Raw genomic sequence first — 18,450 nt, 5'->3', positions numbered from 1 at the left:
TCCCTCCCGCCCCAGCCAACCGGTTAACGAAACGTTACGCAAATGCAACATCCCTCCATTAAAGTGGTGGAATTGGACGGGATATCCACAGGCTGGGGCGATTCAGATTGCGGAGCAGGCGCAGCAAGTGTCACGCTTCTCGCGGGACACTGGCGGGAAACATGGCTGGAATGGACGATCGCGGCACTCTTCTGGGGAGGGATGCAGACGGCCTGCTGGTGCTTCAGCAGAGTCCCGCTGGCGGTATGTCTGGCCGCCGGGCGCGTGCCCGGCCCCGCTATGATACTGGCGGCGCAGGCAAGCGTGTCTTTGACCTGCTGGTGGCCGGGACGGCCCTGATCTTCACCCTTCCCCTGCTCGGCGCAACAGCCCTGCTCGTCAGGCTGACCAGTCAGGGGCCGGTCCTTTTCTGGTCGGCGCGCGATAACGGGTGTGGCGGCACGTTTGCGATGCCGAAATTCCGCACCATGCGGGCCGATGCGCCGCTTCATCCGCGCGAACAGTTCGCCAATGCGGCCTCCAGCATGACCGCGCCCGGCCAGTTCCTGCGCCGGACCAGCCTGGACGAGCTGCCCCAGCTGATACCGGTGCTGACTGGCAGGATGAGCCTGATCGGCCCGCGCCCGCTATTGCCTAGCGATCCGGCCGTGTATGAGCGCCTGCGGATTGCCAGTGGCAAGCTGTCCCGGCCCGGCCTTACCGGCCTTGCCCAGATCAGCGGGCGCAATAATCTGACGCCGCGCCGCAAGGCCCGCTACGACCAGTTCTACACCGATCACTGGTCGTGGAGCCTCGATATGTGGATTCTCTGGCGGACGGTGAAGGTCGTCATCTCGCGTGCGGGCGTGCTTTAGCGCGCAACGCTGCCAGCCCGGCAAATGGGGAAGCCTGGTGGGTGGTGACGGGGTCGAACCGCCGACCTACTCGGTGTAAACGAGTTGCTCTACCAGCTGAGCTAACCACCCTTCCAGAAGCCGCTGTTTAGCGCCGCTTGCGCGCGCGGGCAATCGCCGCGCTGCCATCAGACCAGCTCTCCCGCCCGGCGCGATCAGCCGCCCCGCGCGGCAGGCTCCAACCGGTCAGACCCGTAAGACCCGAACGAATGGACAGACACCGCATGGCTGTGCAGGTTTTTCAGCGCCCGCGCGACATTGGGGTGTTCTTCATGCCCGTCGAGATCGAGGAAGAACATTTGCTGCCATGGCTTTCCGGCGATGGGCCGGCTCTCCAGCTTGGTGAGATTGACCCCCTCCTTGCGAAAGCCGTCAAGCGCACTGACGAGCGAGCCGGCGGCATCGGAGGTGACGATCACCAGCGATGTCTTGCACGACAGCAAGGGTGAGGCCGGTTCCGGATCAATCGCCAGTGCCACAAAACGCGTATAGTTTTCGGGGTGGTCGGAGGCGCTGTCATCGATCACATTCAGGCCGAACAGGCGCGCCGCATCGCGCCCGGCCACGGCGGCAATATCCGGCTTGCCCGTCAGCGCCTCGTTGAGCGCCTCGGTGGACGAGCTCACCGCGCGGGTTTTCAGCTCCGGGTGACGGGCAAAGAAGCGCTGGGACTGGCGCAGCGCCTGGGGGTGACCCAGCACGGTGCGCACCGTGCCCAGATCGTGCGCCTTACCCACAATGCAGTGCTCCACGCGGTAATGATGCTCCCCGGCAATCTTCAGCCTGGTATCGCGCAAGAGATCGTAGACCTCCACAATGCCGCCCGTCGTGGTGTTCTCGATGGGAGCAAAGCCGTAATCGGCCTCGCCCTTTTCGACCGCTTCAAAAATACCGGCGAACTCGCGCTGGATAACCGGCATCACGGCGGAGTAGCGCCCGGCGAAATGCGCGTCGGCTGCAAACTGGCTATAGCTGCCCGGCCCGCCAAGATAGGCCACCTTGGCCTCGTTCAGCGTGGCGGTGCGCACGCGCGCGTCCAGCCCCGCGCGCTGACGGCGCAAGGAATCGTCGATGATGAGCTGGAACAGCTTCTCGACAAAACCCTCGTCCAGCCCCTCCTGACGGCCAAGAGCGACCGCCCGGTCCAGAACCGCCCGCTCGCGCTCCACATCGCGCACCAGCGCGCCATCACCGGCTTTTAGCGCGCCCAGCGTCTCGGCCAGCCTGCGCCGCTCCACCAGCGTGCGCACAAGGTTTGCATCGGTCTGGTCGATGGCGGCGCGCAGGCTTGCGCGCTCTTCGGTCCGGTTGTTGCTCTCTGTGGTCATGGCACCCTGCCCTCTTGTCCCTGAAATGAAAAACGGCCCCGTCCGGTTTGATGGAGGGGGCCGTGAAATCCGTCTGGCTGCTTGTTTGCGCGCAGATTTCACCCGCCCCCGGTAAAGAGGCCGAAATAATAGCGGGTGGCAAAAATGCTGCGAGTGCTCATGGGGTGACTGTGGGCGGGAATTGCTGCCGGGTCAACGGGCCATGGCAACATGGCTTGGCTTATTTGCCCGCGCGTGAAACGCTGCTGTCATATCCATCGATACAGGAAGCACGCCGCCATGATCCGCTCCGTCCTCGCGCTCGCCATATTTGCTCTGGCCGCCTGCTCGCCGCCAGATGGCCAGGAGGGGTATGGCACGCCGCAATCGCAGGTGATCCATGCCGAGATCGTCACGTCAGCTGGCGTGATCGGCCTGGAGCTTTATCCCGATGCCGCGCCCGTCAGCGTCGCCAACTTCGTCGAGCATGCGCAGGCGGGGCATTATGATGGGGGCTCCTTCTACCGCGCGGTGCGGCCGGACAATGACCGGCCCGGCGTGGAGCCCATGCATCTCATCCAGGGTGGTTATGGCTTTGACGGCTTGCCGGGCGCCGCCGGTATTGCCCATGAAGCGACAGAAGAGACCGGTCTGTCACATGTTCGCGGTGCCATCTCCATGGCGCGCTTTGATCCGGGCACAGCCACCACAGAATTCTTCATCATGGCCGATGACTATCCGGGTCTGGATTCAGGCCCCGGACGGCGCAACCCCGATGAGGCGGGCTATGCGGTCTTTGGTCAGGTGACATCCGGCATGGAGGTGGTGGGGGCCATCGCGGCGCAGGAAACCGGCCTAGATGACGCACCGGAAGATTTCCAGTACCCGCAATTCATCGTGGAGCCAGTGCGGATCGAGAGCGTGCGGGTTGTGGACGCCGACGCATGGGGACAACAATGAGCGCTGAAAACCAACCGGCATTCAGCTATGGAATAGCCGCAAACGAGGCATCGGCAGACTGCCTTTATCAGAGGGTAAACTCCGATGGCTACGTCACTGTCCGGGACTTTTTCCCGGAAGACCGGGTGCTGAACGCGCGCAATCAGCTTCAGGCGTTGTTCGACGCTGATCTCCAGGACAGGCAACGGGCAGAGCACAGCACGCCCAAATACCCTCCCAACAACTCAACCTTGACCGACCTCATGTGGACGATCGGCTCTCCATCAACAAAGTCGGCGCGGACGGCTAGGCTGATCGCAGACATTCTTGAAAACGAGCCGGTCGCCGAAATGATACGGCGGGTTGTGGGCCCCAACTACCAGCTTCGTCAGGATCTCGTACGCATCTCCTCGGGCAAGAATGACGAGGTGGACACTTTCCAGATCCCGCACGGATGGCATCGCGACACGCTTGGTGCCTGCAATTTCGGGATTTTCTTCGACAACATGACCACGCCCGGCTCTGGCGGGACAGCCGTGATACCGGGCACGCAATGGGAGGCGTTTGCACCCCAATGGGATTTTGCTCTATCGCCGACCGGCAACTTTACCAATGAATTCGGTCACTCACGCCGGTCGAAATACAAGCGCCTGCCAGACGACAAGACCAGACAGCTACCTGCGAACAGCTCACTGAAGGACATCTATCAGGCGAGGCGAACCGAGATCATCGGCAAGCCCGGCGATGTGTATTTCTTTCTCAACGACGCCTGGCACGGGCGTTGGCCGAACACGACGGGCCGGCAGCTGATGACCATCCGGTTCACGCTCTACCCATCCGAACTCGCTACCTTTCCGCCACGAATTTTTCCTGTGCCACGCAACTACCCGGAAGTTCTGCGGCGTCATTATTCAGAGAGCCTGCCCGACAACGCACCCGACACGACCTTGATGCACCGATATGCGGGGCGGCGGCGCGGTCTGGGGCCACAAACGACTGCCTGGCTGGAGAAGCGTCACGCTGTCGCCTTACAAAAGCTGGAACAGGATGGCGGGGCCGGAGCCGTATCCTACACCACGGTCGCGGCTGACAACGGCCCCATCGACCTGGCATTCGAGAAATGCGAACGGGCGCGGCTGCTTGCCCCCGGTGAAGCCGTCAAACCGTTGCGGCAACTGGCTGGAATGATTGCAAATTCCATCAATGCCCGCTCCGACGCCGCAACGCTGCCCGAACTGTACAAGGCGCTCGTCGATGCCGCCGGAGCACGTCCTGATGACACGGACGCGGTTTATTGCGAACGCATGTTCGAGAGCGCAATGGTCCGCATCGAGCGGCTCGACAGCCTTTCCGACGACGAGGCGTCAAAGCGGGACCCCGAAGCCCTGGCCATGGTGTTTATGACCGCCATCGAGGCGCTAAGGCAGGTTTATGTGAGAGGGCGGCGCGCACAAAGTCAGGCCGCAGACGGGAAGCCTGCTCCGAAGGACAGGCCCCCATCTGATTAGCCTAATGCGCCCTTGCCTCGCCCGCCTCGCCAGATGACGGCAGGGCAGCCAGAGCCGCCTCGTCGGCCTCGGTCCATTCCACCGGCTCGACAGGCTCGGCCAGCGCGATGGAGAGCACCTGATCGACCGTTTCCACCGGAATGATGGTCAGGCCCTGCTTCACATTATCGGGCACTTCGGTGAGGTCCTTCTCGTTCTCCTGAGGGATGAGAACGGTCTTCACCCCGCCGCGCAGCGCCGCGAGCAGCTTCTCTTTCAGCCCGCCAATTGGCAGGACGCGGCCGCGCAGCGTGACCTCGCCGGTCATGGCGACATCCTTGCGCACCGGATTGCCGGTCAGAGCAGAGACGATGGCCGTCACCATGGCAATGCCGGCGGACGGGCCGTCCTTGGGCGTTGCGCCTTCGGGCACGTGAACGTGAATGTCGGTGCGGCGGAAAATGGTCGGCTTGATGCCCACCGACGGCGCACGCGACTGCACGAAGGAGTTCGCCGCCGAGATGGATTCCTTCATCACATCGCGCAAATTGCCTGTGACCTTCATCTGGCCGCGGCCGGGCATGGTGACAGCCTCGATGGTCAGCAGGTCGCCGCCAACCTCCGTCCAGGCAAGCCCGGTGACGAGCCCGACGCGGTCTGCCTCCTCGGTCTCGCCAAAACGGTATTTCCTCACGCCCAGGAAGCCCTCCAGGCTCTCCGGCGTAATGACCACCTTGTCGGTCTCGCCCTTCTCCAGCTTAACCACGCTCTTGCGGGCGAGGCGCGCCATTTCACGCTCCAGATTACGCACGCCGGATTCGCGGGTGTAGTAGCGGATGACATCGCGCAGAGCATCGTCCCTCACCGACCATTCGCCGTCTTTCAGCGCGTGGTTCTTCAGCTGACGCGGGATGAGGTGACGCCGGGCAATCTCCAGTTTTTCATCCTCGGTGTAGCCCGCGATACGGATGATCTCCATCCGGTCGAGAAGCGGTTGAGGCATGTTCAGCGTGTTCGCCGTGGTGATGAACATCACGTCGGAAAGGTCGTAATCGACTTCCAGATAGTGGTCGTTGAACGTCGCGTTCTGTTCCGGGTCCAGCACCTCCAGCAGAGCCGAGGCCGGATCGCCGCGATAATCGGCGCCCAGCTTGTCGATCTCGTCCAGCAGGAAGAGCGGGTTGGAATGCTTGGCCTTTTTCATTGACTGGATAACCCGGCCCGGCATGGAGCCGATATAGGTGCGCCGGTGACCCCGGATTTCCGCCTCATCGCGCACGCCGCCCAGCGACACGCGCACGAAGTCGCGCCCCGTGGCCTCCGCAATCGAGCGGCCAAGCGAGGTCTTGCCGACACCCGGAGGGCCGACAAGGCACAGAATCGGCCCGCGGATTTTCTTCGTGCGTGACTGCACGGCCAGATGCTCGACAATGCGCTCCTTGACCTTCTCAAGACCGTAATGGTCGTTATCGAGCGTGGTCTGCGCCTTGGTCAGGTCGATCTTCGAGCGCTTGCGCTTGTTCCACGGAATGGAGAGCAGCCAGTCGAGATAATTGCGCACGACGGTGGATTCCGCTGACATCGGGCTCATTTGGCGCAGCTTCTTGAACTCGGCATCGGCCTTGGTGCGCGCCTCCTTGGAGAGCTTGGTCTTGGCGATGCGCTCCTCAAGCTCGGCCAGTTCCTCGCGGCCATCATCGCCTTCGCCCAGCTCGCGCTGGATCGCCTTCATCTGCTCGTTAAGGTAATATTCCCGCTGGGTTTTTTCCATCTGCCGCTTGACGCGGGAGCGGATTTTCTTCTCCACCTGCAGGACGGAAATCTCGCCCTCCATCAGGCCGAGAACCGTCTCCAGACGGGCCACCACATTCGGGTTGGACAAAAGGCCCTGCTTCTCGGTCAGCTTGACCGCCAGATGGGCTGAAATGGTATCGGCCATCTTGGCCGCGTCCGAGATTTCGCTGACAACCGAGAGGGCTTCGGGCGGCACTTTCTTGTTCAGCTTGGCATATTCATCGAACTTGTCGGCAGCCGCGCGCATCAGCGCCTCGACTTCCGACTGCGCGCCGGTGTCCTCGTCGATCAGCTCGGCTTCAGCCTCGAAATACGCCTGGTTGTCGGTAAACGCCTTGATGGTAACGCGCTGCGAGCCCTCAACCAGCACCTTCACGGTGCCATCGGGCAGCTTCAGAAGCTGGAGGACGGAAGCCAGCACGCCGAACTCATAGATCGCTTCCGGCTTGGGATCATCATCACCAGCGCTTTTCTGGGTAGCCAGAAATATCTGCTTGCCGCCGCGCATCACTTCTTCCAGCGCGCGCACGGACTTCTCGCGTCCCACAAACAGCGGGACGATCATGTGGGGAAACACCACGATGTCGCGCAGGGGCAGCAGCGGCAGTGTCTTGGTCTCAGTCATCTGTCTGTCTCCGTGGGCCGTGGCAGGTCGGATCGCCCGCTTCACAGCCGGAACCCTCCTGGAAGGGTCCGCCAAAGGGTTTAACGGCGCGCTACGCACCTAGCCTCGCGCGCTTCGTCTTGCACAACAAGTGGAAGGTGAAGGCCGCAGGTTCAAGGCGCGGCGCTGCCAGAGCGGCAACTGACAATCTGAGCGCTCCCCTTCCTGCCCCTGAAGGGAGGGGCTGATACGAAAAACGCCCCGGCGGAAAGCCGGGGCGTCAATCCTTGCGTCAGTGTCAGACTGGCTGCTTAAGCGCCCTGACGGGGTGCCTCTTCCAGCTTGGCGCGCGCCTTGGAGTAGATGTAGAGCGGCTTGGCATCGCCATTGACCACTTCGGCGTTGACCACGACCTCTTCCACGCCCTCAAGGCTGGGCAGATCGAACATGGTGTCGAGCAGAATGCCCTCCATGATCGAGCGCAGGCCGCGCGCGCCGGTCTTGCGCAGAATGGCCTTCTGGGCGATGGCGATCAGCGCATCCTCGGTGAAGGAGAGGCCCACGCCTTCCATCTCGAACAGGCGCTGATACTGCTTGACCAGCGCGTTCTTCGGCTCGGTGAGGATCTGCATGAGCGCAGCCTCATCCAGGTCTTCCAGCGTCGCGATGACGGGCAGACGGCCGACGAATTCCGGGATCAGGCCGAAGCGCTGCAGGTCGTCCGGCTCCACATCGCGCAGCACATCGCCCTGACGGCGCGCATCAGGATCGCGCACATCGGCGCCAAAGCCGACCGCAGAGCCCTTGCCACGCTGGGAGATGATCTTCTCAAGGCCGGCGAACGCACCGCCCACGATGAAGAGGATGTTGGTGGTATCCACCTGCAGGAATTCCTGCTGGGGATGCTTGCGCCCGCCCTGCGGCGGCACGGAGGCCACCGTGCCTTCCATGATTTTCAGGAGCGCCTGCTGCACGCCCTCGCCCGACACGTCGCGCGTGATGGAGGGGTTGTCAGACTTGCGGCTGATCTTGTCGATTTCGTCGATATAGACGATGCCGCGCTGGGCGCGCTCGACATTATAGTCCGCCGCCTGCAGCAGTTTCAGGACGATATTTTCCACGTCCTCACCGACATAACCGGCTTCGGTGAGTGTGGTGGCGTCGGCCATTGTGAACGGCACATCCAGGATGCGCGCCAGCGTCTGGGCCAGCAGCGTCTTGCCGCAACCCGTAGGGCCGATCAGCAATATGTTGGATTTGGACAGCTCCACATCGGCGTTCTGGGCCGCGTGGTTCAGGCGCTTGTAGTGATTATGGACGGCCACCGACAGCACGCGCTTGGCGTGCGCCTGACCGATCACATAATCCTGCAGCACCTGGTAGATTTCCTGCGGGCTGGGCACGCCCTCGCGGGACTTCACCAGCGAGGTCTTGTTCTCCTCGCGGATGATATCCATGCACAGCTCAACGCATTCATCGCAGATGAACACGGTTGGCCCGGCGATGAGCTTGCGCACCTCATGCTGGCTCTTGCCGCAGAAGGAGCAATAAAGGGTGCTCTTCCCGTCGCCTGTGGTCGCCTTGGTCATGCTCGCTCCAATCGGCAGCGCCCGTTTGTCTTAACTTAGGGACCTGATCCGTCATCTGCGCCGGTCTGCCACCGGAATCAGTCCGGCAAACTACCCTGCAAGATCAGGGCCGGAGCTTGACGAAAGGTTTCCCTTCAACGCCATTCGATCACCAGCGCGCATGTCAATCAAGCGCGAGGTGCTGCCCGCAGCGTAAACTGCGGTTTCAAAACAACAGGTGAACGGCGGCGAAATTTTGTCAGGCTTTGGATTCAGCCCGGCGCTCATAGACCGTGTCGATGATGCCGAAATCGGCTGCTTCGTTCGCGCTCATATAGGAATCGCGGTCCAGCGTTTTCTCCACCGTCGCCAGATCCTGGCCGGTATGGCGCACATAAATGTCGTACATGCGCCGCTTCATCTTCACCAGATCCTCGCCATGACGTTCGATATCGGCTGTGGTGCCGCGAAAGCCGCCATAGGGCTGGTGCATCATTATCCGCGCATTGGGCGTGGCAAAGCGCATGCCCTTTTCACCGCCGGCCAGCAGCAGCGATCCCATGGACGCCGCCATGCCGATACAGGCCGTCGCCACCGGCGAGGAGATGTATTGCATCGTGTCGTAGATCGCGAGACCGGCCGTCACCACGCCGCCGGGCGAGTTGATATACATGGCGATCTCTTTTTTCGGGTTTTCCGACTCAAGAAACAGCAGCTGGGCCACCATAAGGCTGGCCATATGGTCCTCGATCGGGCCGGTCACGAAGATGATGCGCTCCTTGAGGAGGCGCGAGTAGATATCGAACGCACGCTCGCCCCGGCTGGTCTGTTCCACGACCATGGGAACGAGGTTCATCATCACGTCCTGGGGATCTCTCATCACCGGCTCCGTTCGGAAAAGTGCATTGGTACTGGCGCGGACACCCGGACGGGCAACGCCTTGAAGTGCAAGCTGGTAGGCTTTGCTCAATTTGGCAAGCGAACACCGGACCCGCAAGCGGACCCGGTGTTCATCAGGCTGTCAAAGGCAGTTAAGCGGTCTTTCAGTTCCGCAGCCCATCCGGGCTGCGATGTTCCGCGAATACCCGCCTGCGCGGGCACAGGCAGTCGCGGGCGGGCGGTCGCCCTTTTCGGCGGCCTCTGGCCGCCGCAAGCCCGAACGGGCGTCCGAGCCTATGCGAGGAGCGACGGGGCGGAGCCCCCGGAGCACAAAAGAAAAGCAGCGCGCAGTTGCGCACTAGCCCTTCTTGGCAGCGGCCTTCTTGGCCGGCGCTTTTTTGGCAGGCGCCTTCTTCGCTGCGGCGGCCTTGGGCGCCTCCGCGGCTTTGGCTTCCTTTTTCGCCGGAGCCTTCTTGGCGGGGGTTTTCTTCTCCGCCGCCGGCTTGGCGTCCGCCTTCTTGGCAGCCGCTTTCTTGGCCGGGGCCTTTTTGGCAGGTTTCTTCGCGGGCGCCTCATCCTCTTCGGCAAAGAGCGTGTCGCGGTCGACGCTGACCTCTTTCACGTCTGCCAGCTCGATAATGTAGTCGACGACCTTTTCTTCATAGATCGGCGCGCGCAGAGCCTGAACGGCACCTGGATTGTTCTGGAAATACTCCACGACCTGACGTTCCTGGCCGGGATATTTCATCGCTTCCTGGTTGACCGCGCGGGCCAGCTCTTCCTGCGTCACGTCCACATTGGCGTTGCGGCCGATCTCGGCCAGCACCAGGCCCAAACGCACGCGGCGCTCGGCAATGGCGTGATAGTCAGCCTTAAGCTCGTCGTCGGACTTGTCCTTGTCCTCGTCTTCCAGCTCGCCAGCTTCCTTGGCAGCCAGAACTTCGCGCCAGATATTCTCGAACTCGGCTTCGACCATGCGGCCCGGCAGATCGATATCGCCGTGGGCTTCGTCCAGCTGGTCAAGAAGCTGACGCTTCATTTTCATGCGCGAGGCTTCACTGTGTTCCTGCTCGAAGCGCTTGGTCAGCGCATCTTTCAGGGCCTCAAGATCGGACAGGCCAAGGCGCTCGGCCAGGCTGTCATCGATCTTGCTGTCCTGCGGCGCCTGGACCGACTTCACCTTGGTCTCGAATACGGCGTCCTTGCCGGCGAGATGTTCTGCGCCGTAATCGGCCGGGAAGGTGACCTTGATTTCCACATCATCACCGGCCTTCACGCCGACGAGCTGGTCTTCAAAGCCCGGAATGAATGCGCCATCGCCCAGGGCAACGCGCGAATCGGTTGCCGAACCGCCGGGGAAGACTTCGCCATCAATCTTGCCGACAAAATCGACGACGACAACATCGCCCTTGGCCGCCTTGGCGGTTTTGGGCTTGTCTTCATAAGAACGGCTGTCCTGGGCCAGACGCTCCAGCGCCTCGTTGACCTGCGCGTCCTCGACCTTGGCGACCGGGCGCTCCAGCTTGAGCTTTTTCGGATCTGCCGTCTCGAACTCCGGCATCACCTCGACATTGATCTCGAAGGTGAAGTCCTTGCCGTTCTTCAGAACGTCCTCGGCATCGGATTTCACTTCGACATTCGGCTGGCTGGCCGGGCGCAGCTTGCGCTCGTCGAGGGTGGACTGGGTGGCCTCCGGCACGATTTCCTGAAGAATGTCGCTCATGATCGAGGCGCCGAACATCTTGCGGATGTGGGCAGCAGGCACCTTGCCGGGGCGGAAGCCCTTCAGGCGGACTTGCGGGCGGATTTCCTCGATCTTGGCAGAGAGGCGCGATTGCAGGTCGGACGCAGGCACGACCACTTCAAACGTGCGCGAGAGACCTTCGGCGGATTTTTCCAGGACGTTCATGCGTATTCTGGCCTTGTCTTGACGGGGCCGATAGGGGCCATGCCGGGGATAGTACGGCGCGGACAATGCGCGCAACAGCGCGCAAAAGCCCCATACCGAAACGAGCGCGGGTTATGTCACGCGCCGCAAGAGCGCGCAACGGTCCCTGCATGCGAATTTCCACATGGGCGGGTGGAGGGGTGGCGTTGGATGAAAACGATTGGGCCCCACTCGGAGGCGGGGACCCAAGGCATTTACCACCGAGCCTGTCTACCGGGTTCCCGGGCTTGACCCGGGATCCATCTGTCCAGCTCTCGGACATTCCATGGGTCCCCCGTCGGGGCGGGGGACCCCGGTGGAGAGGCAAGCAGGATATCTGACAGGCCGCAAAGCGGCCTGAAAAGCGCGAACGCGCAGGATTCTTGGTGGTGCTCCGCACATCCGTGCGTCGCGCCTCGCATTAGCTCGGACGCCCGTTCGGGCTTGCGGCGCTGCGCGCCGGGGTGACAGTCCGGCCCCGTCAGGGGCCGCAAGGCCGACCGGCCGACCGCGACTGCCTGCCCCCGCGCAGGCGGGGGTTCGCGGAACCGACTGAACGGAGTGAAGGAGGACAGGAAAAATGGTGCGGGTGAGAGGACTCGAACCTCCACGGATTGCTCCACTGGAACCTAAATCCAGCGCGTCTACCAGTTCCGCCACACCCGCAATGGCGCTATCTCTAGCGAAAGAGATCGCGACGGGAAACCGGATATGACAATGCCTGATGCTGGCGGCGCTCCCGCTGCTCCGATGGACTGGGATGCGCGTTTCCGCGCTGATGATGCGCCGTGGGAGCGCAAGGGGCTGCACCCGGCCTTCGCCCACTGGCAGGCGCTGGGTCTGCTTGAGGGCGGCAAATCCATCTATGTGCCGGGCTGCGGGCGCGGTGAGGAGCCGCTGGCGCTGGCAAGAGCGGGCCTGCACGTCACGGCCATAGACCTCTCACCCACGGCAATCGACTGGCAGGTCGCCCGCTTCGCCGAAGGGAGCCTGACAGCGCATCTGGAAGCCGGTGATGCCCTCGCCTACCGCCCTGACACGCCGTTCGATCTCTATTGGGAGCAGACCTTCCTCTGCGCCATTCCGCCCAAGCTGCGCGAAGCTTATGAAACAGGCGCGCACGCCCAGCTGCGCCCCGGCGGGGTGCTGCTCGCGCTCTTCATGCTGACCCAGCCCCGTGAATTCCGGCCATTGAATGGTAGAGTCCATCGAAAAGAGGATGGACCATGCGCAAGAGCCGTTATTCGGAGGAGCAGATCATCGGCATGCTCAGGGAGCACGATGCTGGTGTGAGCACGAAGGAGGTCTGCCGCAAGTACGGCATCTCCGACGCGACGTTTTACAAATACAAGGCGAAGTTCGGCGGCATGACAGTATCCGATGCCCAGCGCCTAAAGTCGCTGGAGCTGGAGAACAACCGGCTGAAGCGGCTTCTGGCCGATGCGATGCTGGACAATGCGGCCCTGAAGGACCTCGCCTCAAAAAACTTCTGACGCCCGACGTCAAGCGCCAGGCCGTGCACCACATGGTGACCAGGCACGGGCTGAGCGAGCGTCGGGCGTGTGCCCTTGCAGAACTTGATCGCTCCACGTTCCAGTATCAGAAGCGTTCTGGTGGTGATGACGCCTTGCGAGCTCGCTTGCGCGATCTGGCAGGCGAGCGCCGCCGGTTCGGCTATCGTCGGCTTGGCATCCTGCTGGAACGGGAGGGTCTTTATGCGAACCACAAGAAGGTCTACCGGCTCTACCGGGAAGAAGGGCTGGCGGTCCGTCGGCGGCGTGGCCGCAAGCGGTCGGTTGGAACCCGTCGCCCGATACTGTTGCCTGCGGCGGCGAACCATCGCTGGAGCCTCGACTTCGTCTCCGACGCTCTAATCGACGGGCGGCGCTTCCGGACGCTATGCGTGGTCGACAACTTCACGCGAGAGGCCTTAGCCGTCGTGGTCGATACCTCGCTGTCAGGCGTGCGCGTGGCCCGTGAGCTTGATCGTCTGATCGAGCGGCGAGGAAAGCCGCGCATGATCGTCAGCGACAATGGCACCGAACTGACCAGTCACGCGATCCTGCGATGGCAGAAGGACAGCGGTGTGGAGTGGCATTACATCGCACCCGGAAAGCCCACCCAGAACGCGTTCGTGGAAAGCTTCAATGGCCGGTTCAGGGACGAGTGCCTGAACGAACACCTGTTCTCCTCGCTCGGCGAAGCGCGCGACCTGATCGAGGCATGGAGGATCGACTACAACACCGAGAGACCGCACACCGCACTCGGCGGGCTCGCACCTTGTGTCTACGCCGAGCGAACACGTCACCCCCGGCCCGGTTCGCTTGAGCTACGCGCAAGCGCCGCTCACCGGGCCTTGACCAACCACATCAACCCAGAAAGAAAGGCGAACAGACTCTACTAACTCACGGCCCGGATCACGGGGCTGGGTCAATGCAGAAGGAGGAGATGGGCGGCCCGCCCTATGGCTGCGGTATTCCCGCCATGCGCGCCCTTTTCCCGGATACGCGCTGGCAATGGCCGGATGGCGAGCCAACGGCCTTCCCGCATCCGGGCCTCAACGCCAAGGAAGAACTCGCCGTCCCGCTGGTGCGGCGTTAGCTACCCGATAAACCCGCAAATCTGATCCAGCGGCTTCTTGTCGAGCGCGTAGAGCGGCACGCGTGCACCGTCCGCCGGATAACCGGTGACGATCAGCATGACCGGCTTTTCGTTCTCCGGGCGTCCGCACAGCTCGCTTAAGAACCCCATCGGGTTGGGCGTGTGGGTGAGTGTCGCAAGACCGGCCTGGTGCAGGCTCGCCAGCAGGAAGCCGCAGGCAATGCCAACGCTCTCGGAGACATAGTAATTCTTGCGGGTTTCGCCCGGCTTTGGCCCGCCCCGGCGCTGCGCGAACACCGCTATCAGCCAGGGCGCGGTTTCCAGAAACGGCTTGTCGGCATCAGTGCCAAGCGGGGCCAGCGCGTCCAGCCATTCTGCGCCCGCCTTGCCTTCGTAGAAGGCGCGCTCTTCGGCTTCTGCCGCTTCGCGCAAAGGCTTACGCAACGGCCCGCGCCCGATAACGGAAAAGAACCAGGGCTGGTGATTGGCCCCGCTCGGCGCGGTGCCAGCGGTCAGGATGGCCTGTTCAATGAGCTCGCGCGGCACGTCCCGGTCTGAAAAATCCCGCACCGTGCGCCGCGTCTTCATCGCCTCATAAAAGCTGAGCGCCCGCGCGCGCATCTCGCTTTCCGGCAGTCCGGTGAAGTCCAGCGGGACTGTGGGGTGGTCACCCACTATGCCGCATCCCGCCAGTCGAGGATGACCTTGCCTGATTTGCCCGACCGCATCGCGTCAAAGCCGGTCTGGAATTCCTTTGCCGGCAGGCGGTGCGTGATCAGCCTGGAGACATCGAGGCCCGATTGCAGCATGGCCAGCATTTTGTGCCAGGTCTCGAACATCTCGCGTCCGTAAATGCCCTTGAAGGTGATGGCGCGCATGATGAGCGAGCCCATATCGAGGCTGAACGGCTTTGCCGGCAGGCCCAGCATGGCGATATTACCGCCCATCACCATGTGGTCGACCATCTGCTTGAAGGCGGGCTCCGCCCCGCTCATTTCCAGGCCGACATCAAAGCCTTCGGTCATTTTCAGCTCCGCCATCACATCGCGCAGCTCTTCTTTCATCGTGTTGACCGGGCGCACGCTCGGCGCCACGCGGCTGGCCAGCTCCAACCGGTCGGGATTGATGTCGGTCAGTACGATGTGGCGCGCGCCGCAATGGCGCGCGACGGCCGCCGCCATGATGCCGATAGGTCCAGCGCCGGTGATCAGCACATCCTCGCCCACGAGATCAAAGGCCGTCGCGGTGTGCACGGCATTGCCCAGCGGATCGAGGAAGGCGGCGATCTCCATCGGCACATTATCGGGCAGCGGCACCACGTTGAAGGCGGGGATCGACAAGTATTCGGCAAAAGCACCCGGCATGTTCACACCAATGCCGCGCGTTTCAGGATCGAGATGGAAGCGCCCGGCGCGTACCGCACGGCTCTTCTCGCCGACCACATGGCCCTCGCCAGACACGCGCATGCCGGGCTTTACCCGCGTCACATCGCTGCCCACCGCCTCGATGACGCCGCCAAACTCGTGGCCGACCACCATGGGCACGGGCACGTTCTTCTGCGCCCAGTCATCATAATTGTAGATATGGATGTCGGTGCCGCAGATCGCCGTCATGTGGACGCGGATCAGCACATCGTCCGGGCCGATTTCGGGCTTGTCCACATCCTGCATCCAGAGACCTTCACGCGGCTCAGCCTTCACAAGCGCTTTCATTGGTGTTCCTCCGGGCAGGTGATTTTATCTGCCCGCTATCTAGCGCATTGTGGAGGCACGGCGAAGGGGATGGGTGCACTCATTCCAGTATCGTGACGGGCGGGAACAGGCGCGCCATGAAGCCCGTCTTCGGGAAGGGCAGGAGCAGCAGGCGCCTCACCGGCACCCAGGCAGCCCCCAGTACCACCACAATCACGCCGAGGCTGACCAACGTGAACGTGATCACGACCGGCACGCCCAGACCCGATTCGTTCACCAGCAGACCGATAGCGGTGCCGGTGGTGATCAGCCCTGCCACAATCAGCGCACGCCGGTTGATGAGCAGCGATACCAGCGCGAATGCGCCCATCACTATCAGCGTCACGACGGCCGAGCGGGTCACGTCGAACTCCTCGCCGATGGCCTGCGCGGTTGCCTGATCGAAGTATTCGGTCAGCGTCCAGCCCGAATTGGCGATCATCACCGAGTAGGTCAGAAGCGCGGGCGCAGCGAACAGGTTCAGCCAGAATCCGGTGCCCGAAAGCCGCGTAGTCCGCCCCGGATCGCGCATGTCAAAGACCAGGCCCGCAAGGAACAGGAACGCGCCGAATGCCAGCCCCAGCGCTGGCAGATACACCAGCGCAAGCTCCGGAAAGAGCGCAACGAGCGCCGCAATGACGGAAAGTCCCACCCCGACACCGGCGAGGCCGCCCGCGAACGGCAGGCGGAACAGCCGGTAATAGAGCAGAGCCGGCGCAAGAAAGCTGAGTGCGAACACCAGCGGGTACAAGCGGACATAGGCTGGAAGACTTGTCAGATAGCCGACAATAGTCTCAATCGTGAATTGCTGAATGCCATCGTCCTCGCCGCCTGCGTCAGCCGCGCCAGCAGCCTGGATCGCGTCCACGGTCGAGCTGCCGGTAACCAGCCCGACGATCAGTTCGAAGCCGATCACCAGCAGGACGGCGATGTTGTAGACAACGATAAGACAGAGCACGATGCCGGGCAGGATACGCCGCTGCGCGCCCACCAGCAGCGCCGACAGGGCAAGCGCTATAACCGCCAGCACGAGCCCGGACCCCATCATGCTCAAAAACGCGCCCGTCTCGCCAAGAACGCCAGCGTATGCCGCAATGGCCTGGCCTGCGCCCACGGCGAGACCGACAAACAGGATGATGACGCCCAGCGAGGTGAAAATGTCGTGGAAATTGTTGATGAAAGGCAGGAGCTCGTCCTGCGGCCCTTGCGGGCCTTGACCGTCCAGCTTTCTCGCGCGGTCTGCGCTGGCATCTGCAGTCGACGCATCATCGCCAGCATGCGCGCGCTCTCCGGCCCCCGCCGGATCGATACGGTCATCATTCATGGTGCTTGTCCCCCCACCAAAAGTTGAGAGGCAGACTGGCACGACACCGGATTGCCGCCAAGGCTTTCCGTGCCGCATCACACCACCCCCAGCTTCTTGCCTACCTTGGTGAAGGCTTCCACCGCGCGGTCGATCTGGGCTGGCGTGTGGGCGGCGCTCATCTGCGTGCGGATGCGCGCCTTGCCCTTGGGCACCACCGGGTAGAAGAAGCCGATCACATAGACGCCCTCATCCATCAGCGCCGACGCCATGTCCTGGCTGAGCTTGGCGTCCCCCAACATCACAGGGATGATCGGGTGTTCGCCGGGCAGAAGCTCGAACCCGGCATCACTCATGCCTGCGCGGAAGCGTTTCGCATTGCTGAAAAGCCGTGCGCGCAAATCATCGCCCTTGGCGACCATGTCCAGCGCCTTCAGGCTCGCGCCCGCAATCGCCGGGGCCAGCGAGTTGGAGAAGAGATAGGGCCGCGAGCGCTGGCGCAGAATGTCGATCACGTTCTGGCTGGCGCAGGTGAAGCCGCCCATCGCGCCGCCAAGTGCCTTGCCGAGCGTGCCGGTGACAATATCGACCCGGCCGAGCACGCCGCAATGCTCCACACTGCCCCTGCCCTTCGCGCCCATGAAGCCGTGGGCGTGGCAGTCATCGACCATGGTGATGGCGTCATATTTCTCCGCCAGATCGCAGATCTCTTTCAGCTTGGCGATATAGCCATCCATGGAGAACACGCCGTCCGTGGCGATGAGGATGTGGCGGGCGCCGCTCGCGCGCGCTTCTTTCAGCTTGGCTTCGAGATCGTCCATGTCCGAATTGGCGTAGCGGTAGCGCTTGGCCTTGCACAGGCGGATACCGTCAATGATGGAGGCGTGATTGAGCGCATCGGAGATGATGGCGTCATTCTCGTCCAGCAGCGGCTCAAAGAGACCGCCATTGGCGTCAAACGCTGCCGCGTAAAGGATCGCATCCTCATGGCCGGTGAAGGCGGCCAGCGCTTTTTCCAGCTCGCGGTGAACGCTTTGCGTCCCGCAGATGAAGCGCACGGACGCCACGCCGTATCCATAGCGGTCCAGCGCGTCCTTGGCGGCGCTGATCAGCTCAGGCCGGTTGGCGAGGCCCAGATAGTTATTGGCGCAGAAATTGATGACATGGCTTTCGCCGCCATTCTTCGCGACATCGATCTCGGAGAATTGCTGAGAGGTGATGACCCGCTCGCGCTTGTAGAGCCCCTCGGCCTCGATCTCCTGCAAGGTGCTGGCAAGGTGGGCGTAAAAGCTGTTGGCCATGGCGGGTGTCTCCGGTTCTGCATGTTCGCAACCGGGATAGGCCAAGCGCCCGTGAAGGGCAATGTGAAGAGGCGCACTGAACTCCCTCGTGCTTCGAGACACAGGCTTCGCCTGCTC

15 protein-coding genes and 2 tRNA genes are annotated in these 18,450 nt (G+C 62.6%); 6 read left to right on the top strand and 11 right to left on the bottom strand.

Going from position 1 to position 18,450, the window contains the following annotated elements; translation table 11 throughout:
* Positions 1-161 precede the first annotated feature (161 nt).
* Positions 162-854, top strand: coding sequence for a sugar transferase (locus AB6B38_RS03160; protein WP_371394289.1), 693 nt, complete (start codon positions 162-164; stop codon positions 852-854).
* A 35-nt stretch (positions 855-889) separates the two neighbouring features.
* On the opposite strand, the gene AB6B38_RS03155 is transcribed toward AB6B38_RS03160, so the two are convergent.
* Both AB6B38_RS03155 and AB6B38_RS03150 read right to left on the bottom strand, forming a co-directional pair.
* A tRNA-Val gene (locus AB6B38_RS03155) sits at positions 890-965 on the bottom strand.
* Positions 966-1,048: 83 nt separating this feature from the next.
* Positions 1,049-2,221, bottom strand: a complete 1,173-nt coding sequence (locus AB6B38_RS03150; RefSeq protein WP_371394288.1) for a bifunctional chorismate mutase/prephenate dehydratase — start codon at positions 2,219-2,221, stop codon at positions 1,049-1,051.
* Between the two features lie 279 nt (positions 2,222-2,500).
* On the opposite strand from AB6B38_RS03150, the gene AB6B38_RS03145 reads away from it, so the two are divergent.
* Both AB6B38_RS03145 and AB6B38_RS03140 read left to right on the top strand, forming a co-directional pair.
* Positions 2,501-3,160: a peptidylprolyl isomerase gene (locus tag AB6B38_RS03145; protein WP_371394286.1), complete on the top strand. Its 660-nt coding sequence runs from the start codon at positions 2,501-2,503 to the stop codon at positions 3,158-3,160.
* Positions 3,157-4,647 carry a phytanoyl-CoA dioxygenase family protein gene (locus tag AB6B38_RS03140; RefSeq protein WP_371394285.1) on the top strand — a complete coding sequence of 497 codons (1,491 nt, stop codon included), beginning with the start codon at positions 3,157-3,159 and terminating at the stop codon, positions 4,645-4,647. The genes AB6B38_RS03145 and AB6B38_RS03140 overlap by 4 nt, the downstream gene beginning before the upstream one ends.
* A 1-nt stretch (position 4,648) precedes the next feature.
* On the opposite strand, the gene lon is transcribed toward AB6B38_RS03140, so the two are convergent.
* The 5 genes from lon to AB6B38_RS03115 all read right to left on the bottom strand — a co-directional run bounded on the left by lon (position 4,649) and on the right by AB6B38_RS03115 (position 12,064).
* Positions 4,649-7,045 carry an endopeptidase La gene (gene lon, locus AB6B38_RS03135; RefSeq protein ID WP_371394284.1) on the bottom strand — a complete coding sequence of 799 codons (2,397 nt, stop codon included), beginning with the start codon at positions 7,043-7,045 and terminating at the stop codon, positions 4,649-4,651.
* Between the two features lie 290 nt (positions 7,046-7,335).
* Positions 7,336-8,613, bottom strand: coding sequence for an ATP-dependent Clp protease ATP-binding subunit ClpX (gene clpX, locus AB6B38_RS03130; RefSeq protein WP_371394283.1), 1,278 nt, complete (start codon positions 8,611-8,613; stop codon positions 7,336-7,338).
* A gap of 238 nt (positions 8,614-8,851) precedes the next feature.
* Positions 8,852-9,472 carry an ATP-dependent Clp protease proteolytic subunit gene (locus AB6B38_RS03125; protein ID WP_371394282.1) on the bottom strand — a complete coding sequence of 207 codons (621 nt, stop codon included), beginning with the start codon at positions 9,470-9,472 and terminating at the stop codon, positions 8,852-8,854.
* A gap of 357 nt (positions 9,473-9,829) precedes the next feature.
* A complete protein-coding gene (gene tig / locus AB6B38_RS03120; protein ID WP_371394281.1) occupies positions 9,830-11,380 on the bottom strand; it encodes a trigger factor in 1,551 nt (516 codons plus the stop codon).
* 599 nt (positions 11,381-11,979) lie between these two features.
* Positions 11,980-12,064 (bottom strand) — tRNA-Leu (locus AB6B38_RS03115).
* 45 nt (positions 12,065-12,109) lie between these two features.
* Between AB6B38_RS03115 and AB6B38_RS03110 the strand changes: the two genes are divergently transcribed.
* The 3 genes from AB6B38_RS03110 (at position 12,110) to AB6B38_RS03100 (ending at position 13,999) form a co-directional block, all read left to right on the top strand.
* Positions 12,110-12,691, top strand: coding sequence for a methyltransferase domain-containing protein (locus tag AB6B38_RS03110; protein WP_371394280.1), 582 nt, complete (start codon positions 12,110-12,112; stop codon positions 12,689-12,691).
* A protein-coding gene (locus AB6B38_RS03105) for an IS3 family transposase (protein ID WP_371392238.1) occupies positions 12,625-13,802 on the top strand; the annotation gives its coding sequence in 2 pieces (ribosomal slippage) (positions 12,625-12,877 and positions 12,877-13,802; 1,179 coding nt in all). Before AB6B38_RS03110 ends, AB6B38_RS03105 begins: the two co-directional genes overlap by 67 nt.
* Before the next feature lie 29 nt (positions 13,803-13,831).
* Positions 13,832-13,999, top strand: a complete 168-nt coding sequence (locus tag AB6B38_RS03100) for a hypothetical protein (RefSeq protein WP_371394279.1) — start codon at positions 13,832-13,834, stop codon at positions 13,997-13,999.
* Here the strand turns inward: AB6B38_RS03100 and AB6B38_RS03095 are convergent, their stop codons facing one another.
* The 4 genes from AB6B38_RS03095 to AB6B38_RS03080 form a co-directional block, all read right to left on the bottom strand.
* Positions 14,000-14,674 carry a nitroreductase family protein gene (locus AB6B38_RS03095; protein ID WP_371394278.1) on the bottom strand — a complete coding sequence of 225 codons (675 nt, stop codon included), beginning with the start codon at positions 14,672-14,674 and terminating at the stop codon, positions 14,000-14,002. It lies immediately after the preceding gene.
* On the bottom strand, positions 14,674-15,711 hold the full coding sequence (gene tdh / locus AB6B38_RS03090; protein ID WP_371394276.1) for an L-threonine 3-dehydrogenase: 1,038 nt from the start codon (positions 15,709-15,711) through the stop codon (positions 14,674-14,676). The genes AB6B38_RS03095 and tdh overlap by 1 nt, the downstream gene beginning before the upstream one ends.
* A gap of 79 nt (positions 15,712-15,790) precedes the next feature.
* A complete protein-coding gene (locus AB6B38_RS03085; RefSeq protein WP_371394274.1) occupies positions 15,791-17,053 on the bottom strand; it encodes a hypothetical protein in 1,263 nt (420 codons plus the stop codon).
* 77 nt (positions 17,054-17,130) lie between these two features.
* On the bottom strand, positions 17,131-18,333 hold the full coding sequence (locus tag AB6B38_RS03080; protein ID WP_371394273.1) for a glycine C-acetyltransferase: 1,203 nt from the start codon (positions 18,331-18,333) through the stop codon (positions 17,131-17,133).
* Positions 18,334-18,450 lie beyond the last annotated feature (117 nt).

It is taken from the genome of Glycocaulis abyssi, from assembly GCF_041429775.1.
In the GTDB taxonomy this organism is placed as follows: domain Bacteria; phylum Pseudomonadota; class Alphaproteobacteria; order Caulobacterales; family Maricaulaceae; genus Glycocaulis; species Glycocaulis abyssi.
This window is presented reverse-complemented; position numbering and strand designations above follow the sequence as displayed.

What these genes read in the sequence shown, in the direction of transcription:
- AB6B38_RS03160 (WP_371394289.1), top strand. Translation starts at nt 162, where the DNA reads ATGGCTGGAATGGACGATCGCGGCACTCTTCTGGGGAGGGATGCAGAC.
- AB6B38_RS03150 (WP_371394288.1), bottom strand. Translation starts at nt 2,221, where the DNA reads ATGACCACAGAGAGCAACAACCGGACCGAAGAGCGCGCAAGCCTGCGC.
- AB6B38_RS03145 (WP_371394286.1), top strand. Translation starts at nt 2,501, where the DNA reads ATGATCCGCTCCGTCCTCGCGCTCGCCATATTTGCTCTGGCCGCCTGC.
- AB6B38_RS03140 (WP_371394285.1), top strand. Translation starts at nt 3,157, where the DNA reads ATGAGCGCTGAAAACCAACCGGCATTCAGCTATGGAATAGCCGCAAAC.
- lon (WP_371394284.1), bottom strand. Translation starts at nt 7,045, where the DNA reads ATGACTGAGACCAAGACACTGCCGCTGCTGCCCCTGCGCGACATCGTG.
- clpX (WP_371394283.1), bottom strand. Translation starts at nt 8,613, where the DNA reads ATGACCAAGGCGACCACAGGCGACGGGAAGAGCACCCTTTATTGCTCC.
- AB6B38_RS03125 (WP_371394282.1), bottom strand. Translation starts at nt 9,472, where the DNA reads ATGAGAGATCCCCAGGACGTGATGATGAACCTCGTTCCCATGGTCGTG.
- tig (WP_371394281.1), bottom strand. Translation starts at nt 11,380, where the DNA reads ATGAACGTCCTGGAAAAATCCGCCGAAGGTCTCTCGCGCACGTTTGAA.
- AB6B38_RS03110 (WP_371394280.1), top strand. Translation starts at nt 12,110, where the DNA reads ATGACAATGCCTGATGCTGGCGGCGCTCCCGCTGCTCCGATGGACTGG.
- AB6B38_RS03100 (WP_371394279.1), top strand. Translation starts at nt 13,832, where the DNA reads ATGCAGAAGGAGGAGATGGGCGGCCCGCCCTATGGCTGCGGTATTCCC.
- tdh (WP_371394276.1), bottom strand. Translation starts at nt 15,711, where the DNA reads ATGAAAGCGCTTGTGAAGGCTGAGCCGCGTGAAGGTCTCTGGATGCAG.
- AB6B38_RS03085 (WP_371394274.1), bottom strand. Translation starts at nt 17,053, where the DNA reads ATGAATGATGACCGTATCGATCCGGCGGGGGCCGGAGAGCGCGCGCAT.
- AB6B38_RS03080 (WP_371394273.1), bottom strand. Translation starts at nt 18,333, where the DNA reads ATGGCCAACAGCTTTTACGCCCACCTTGCCAGCACCTTGCAGGAGATC.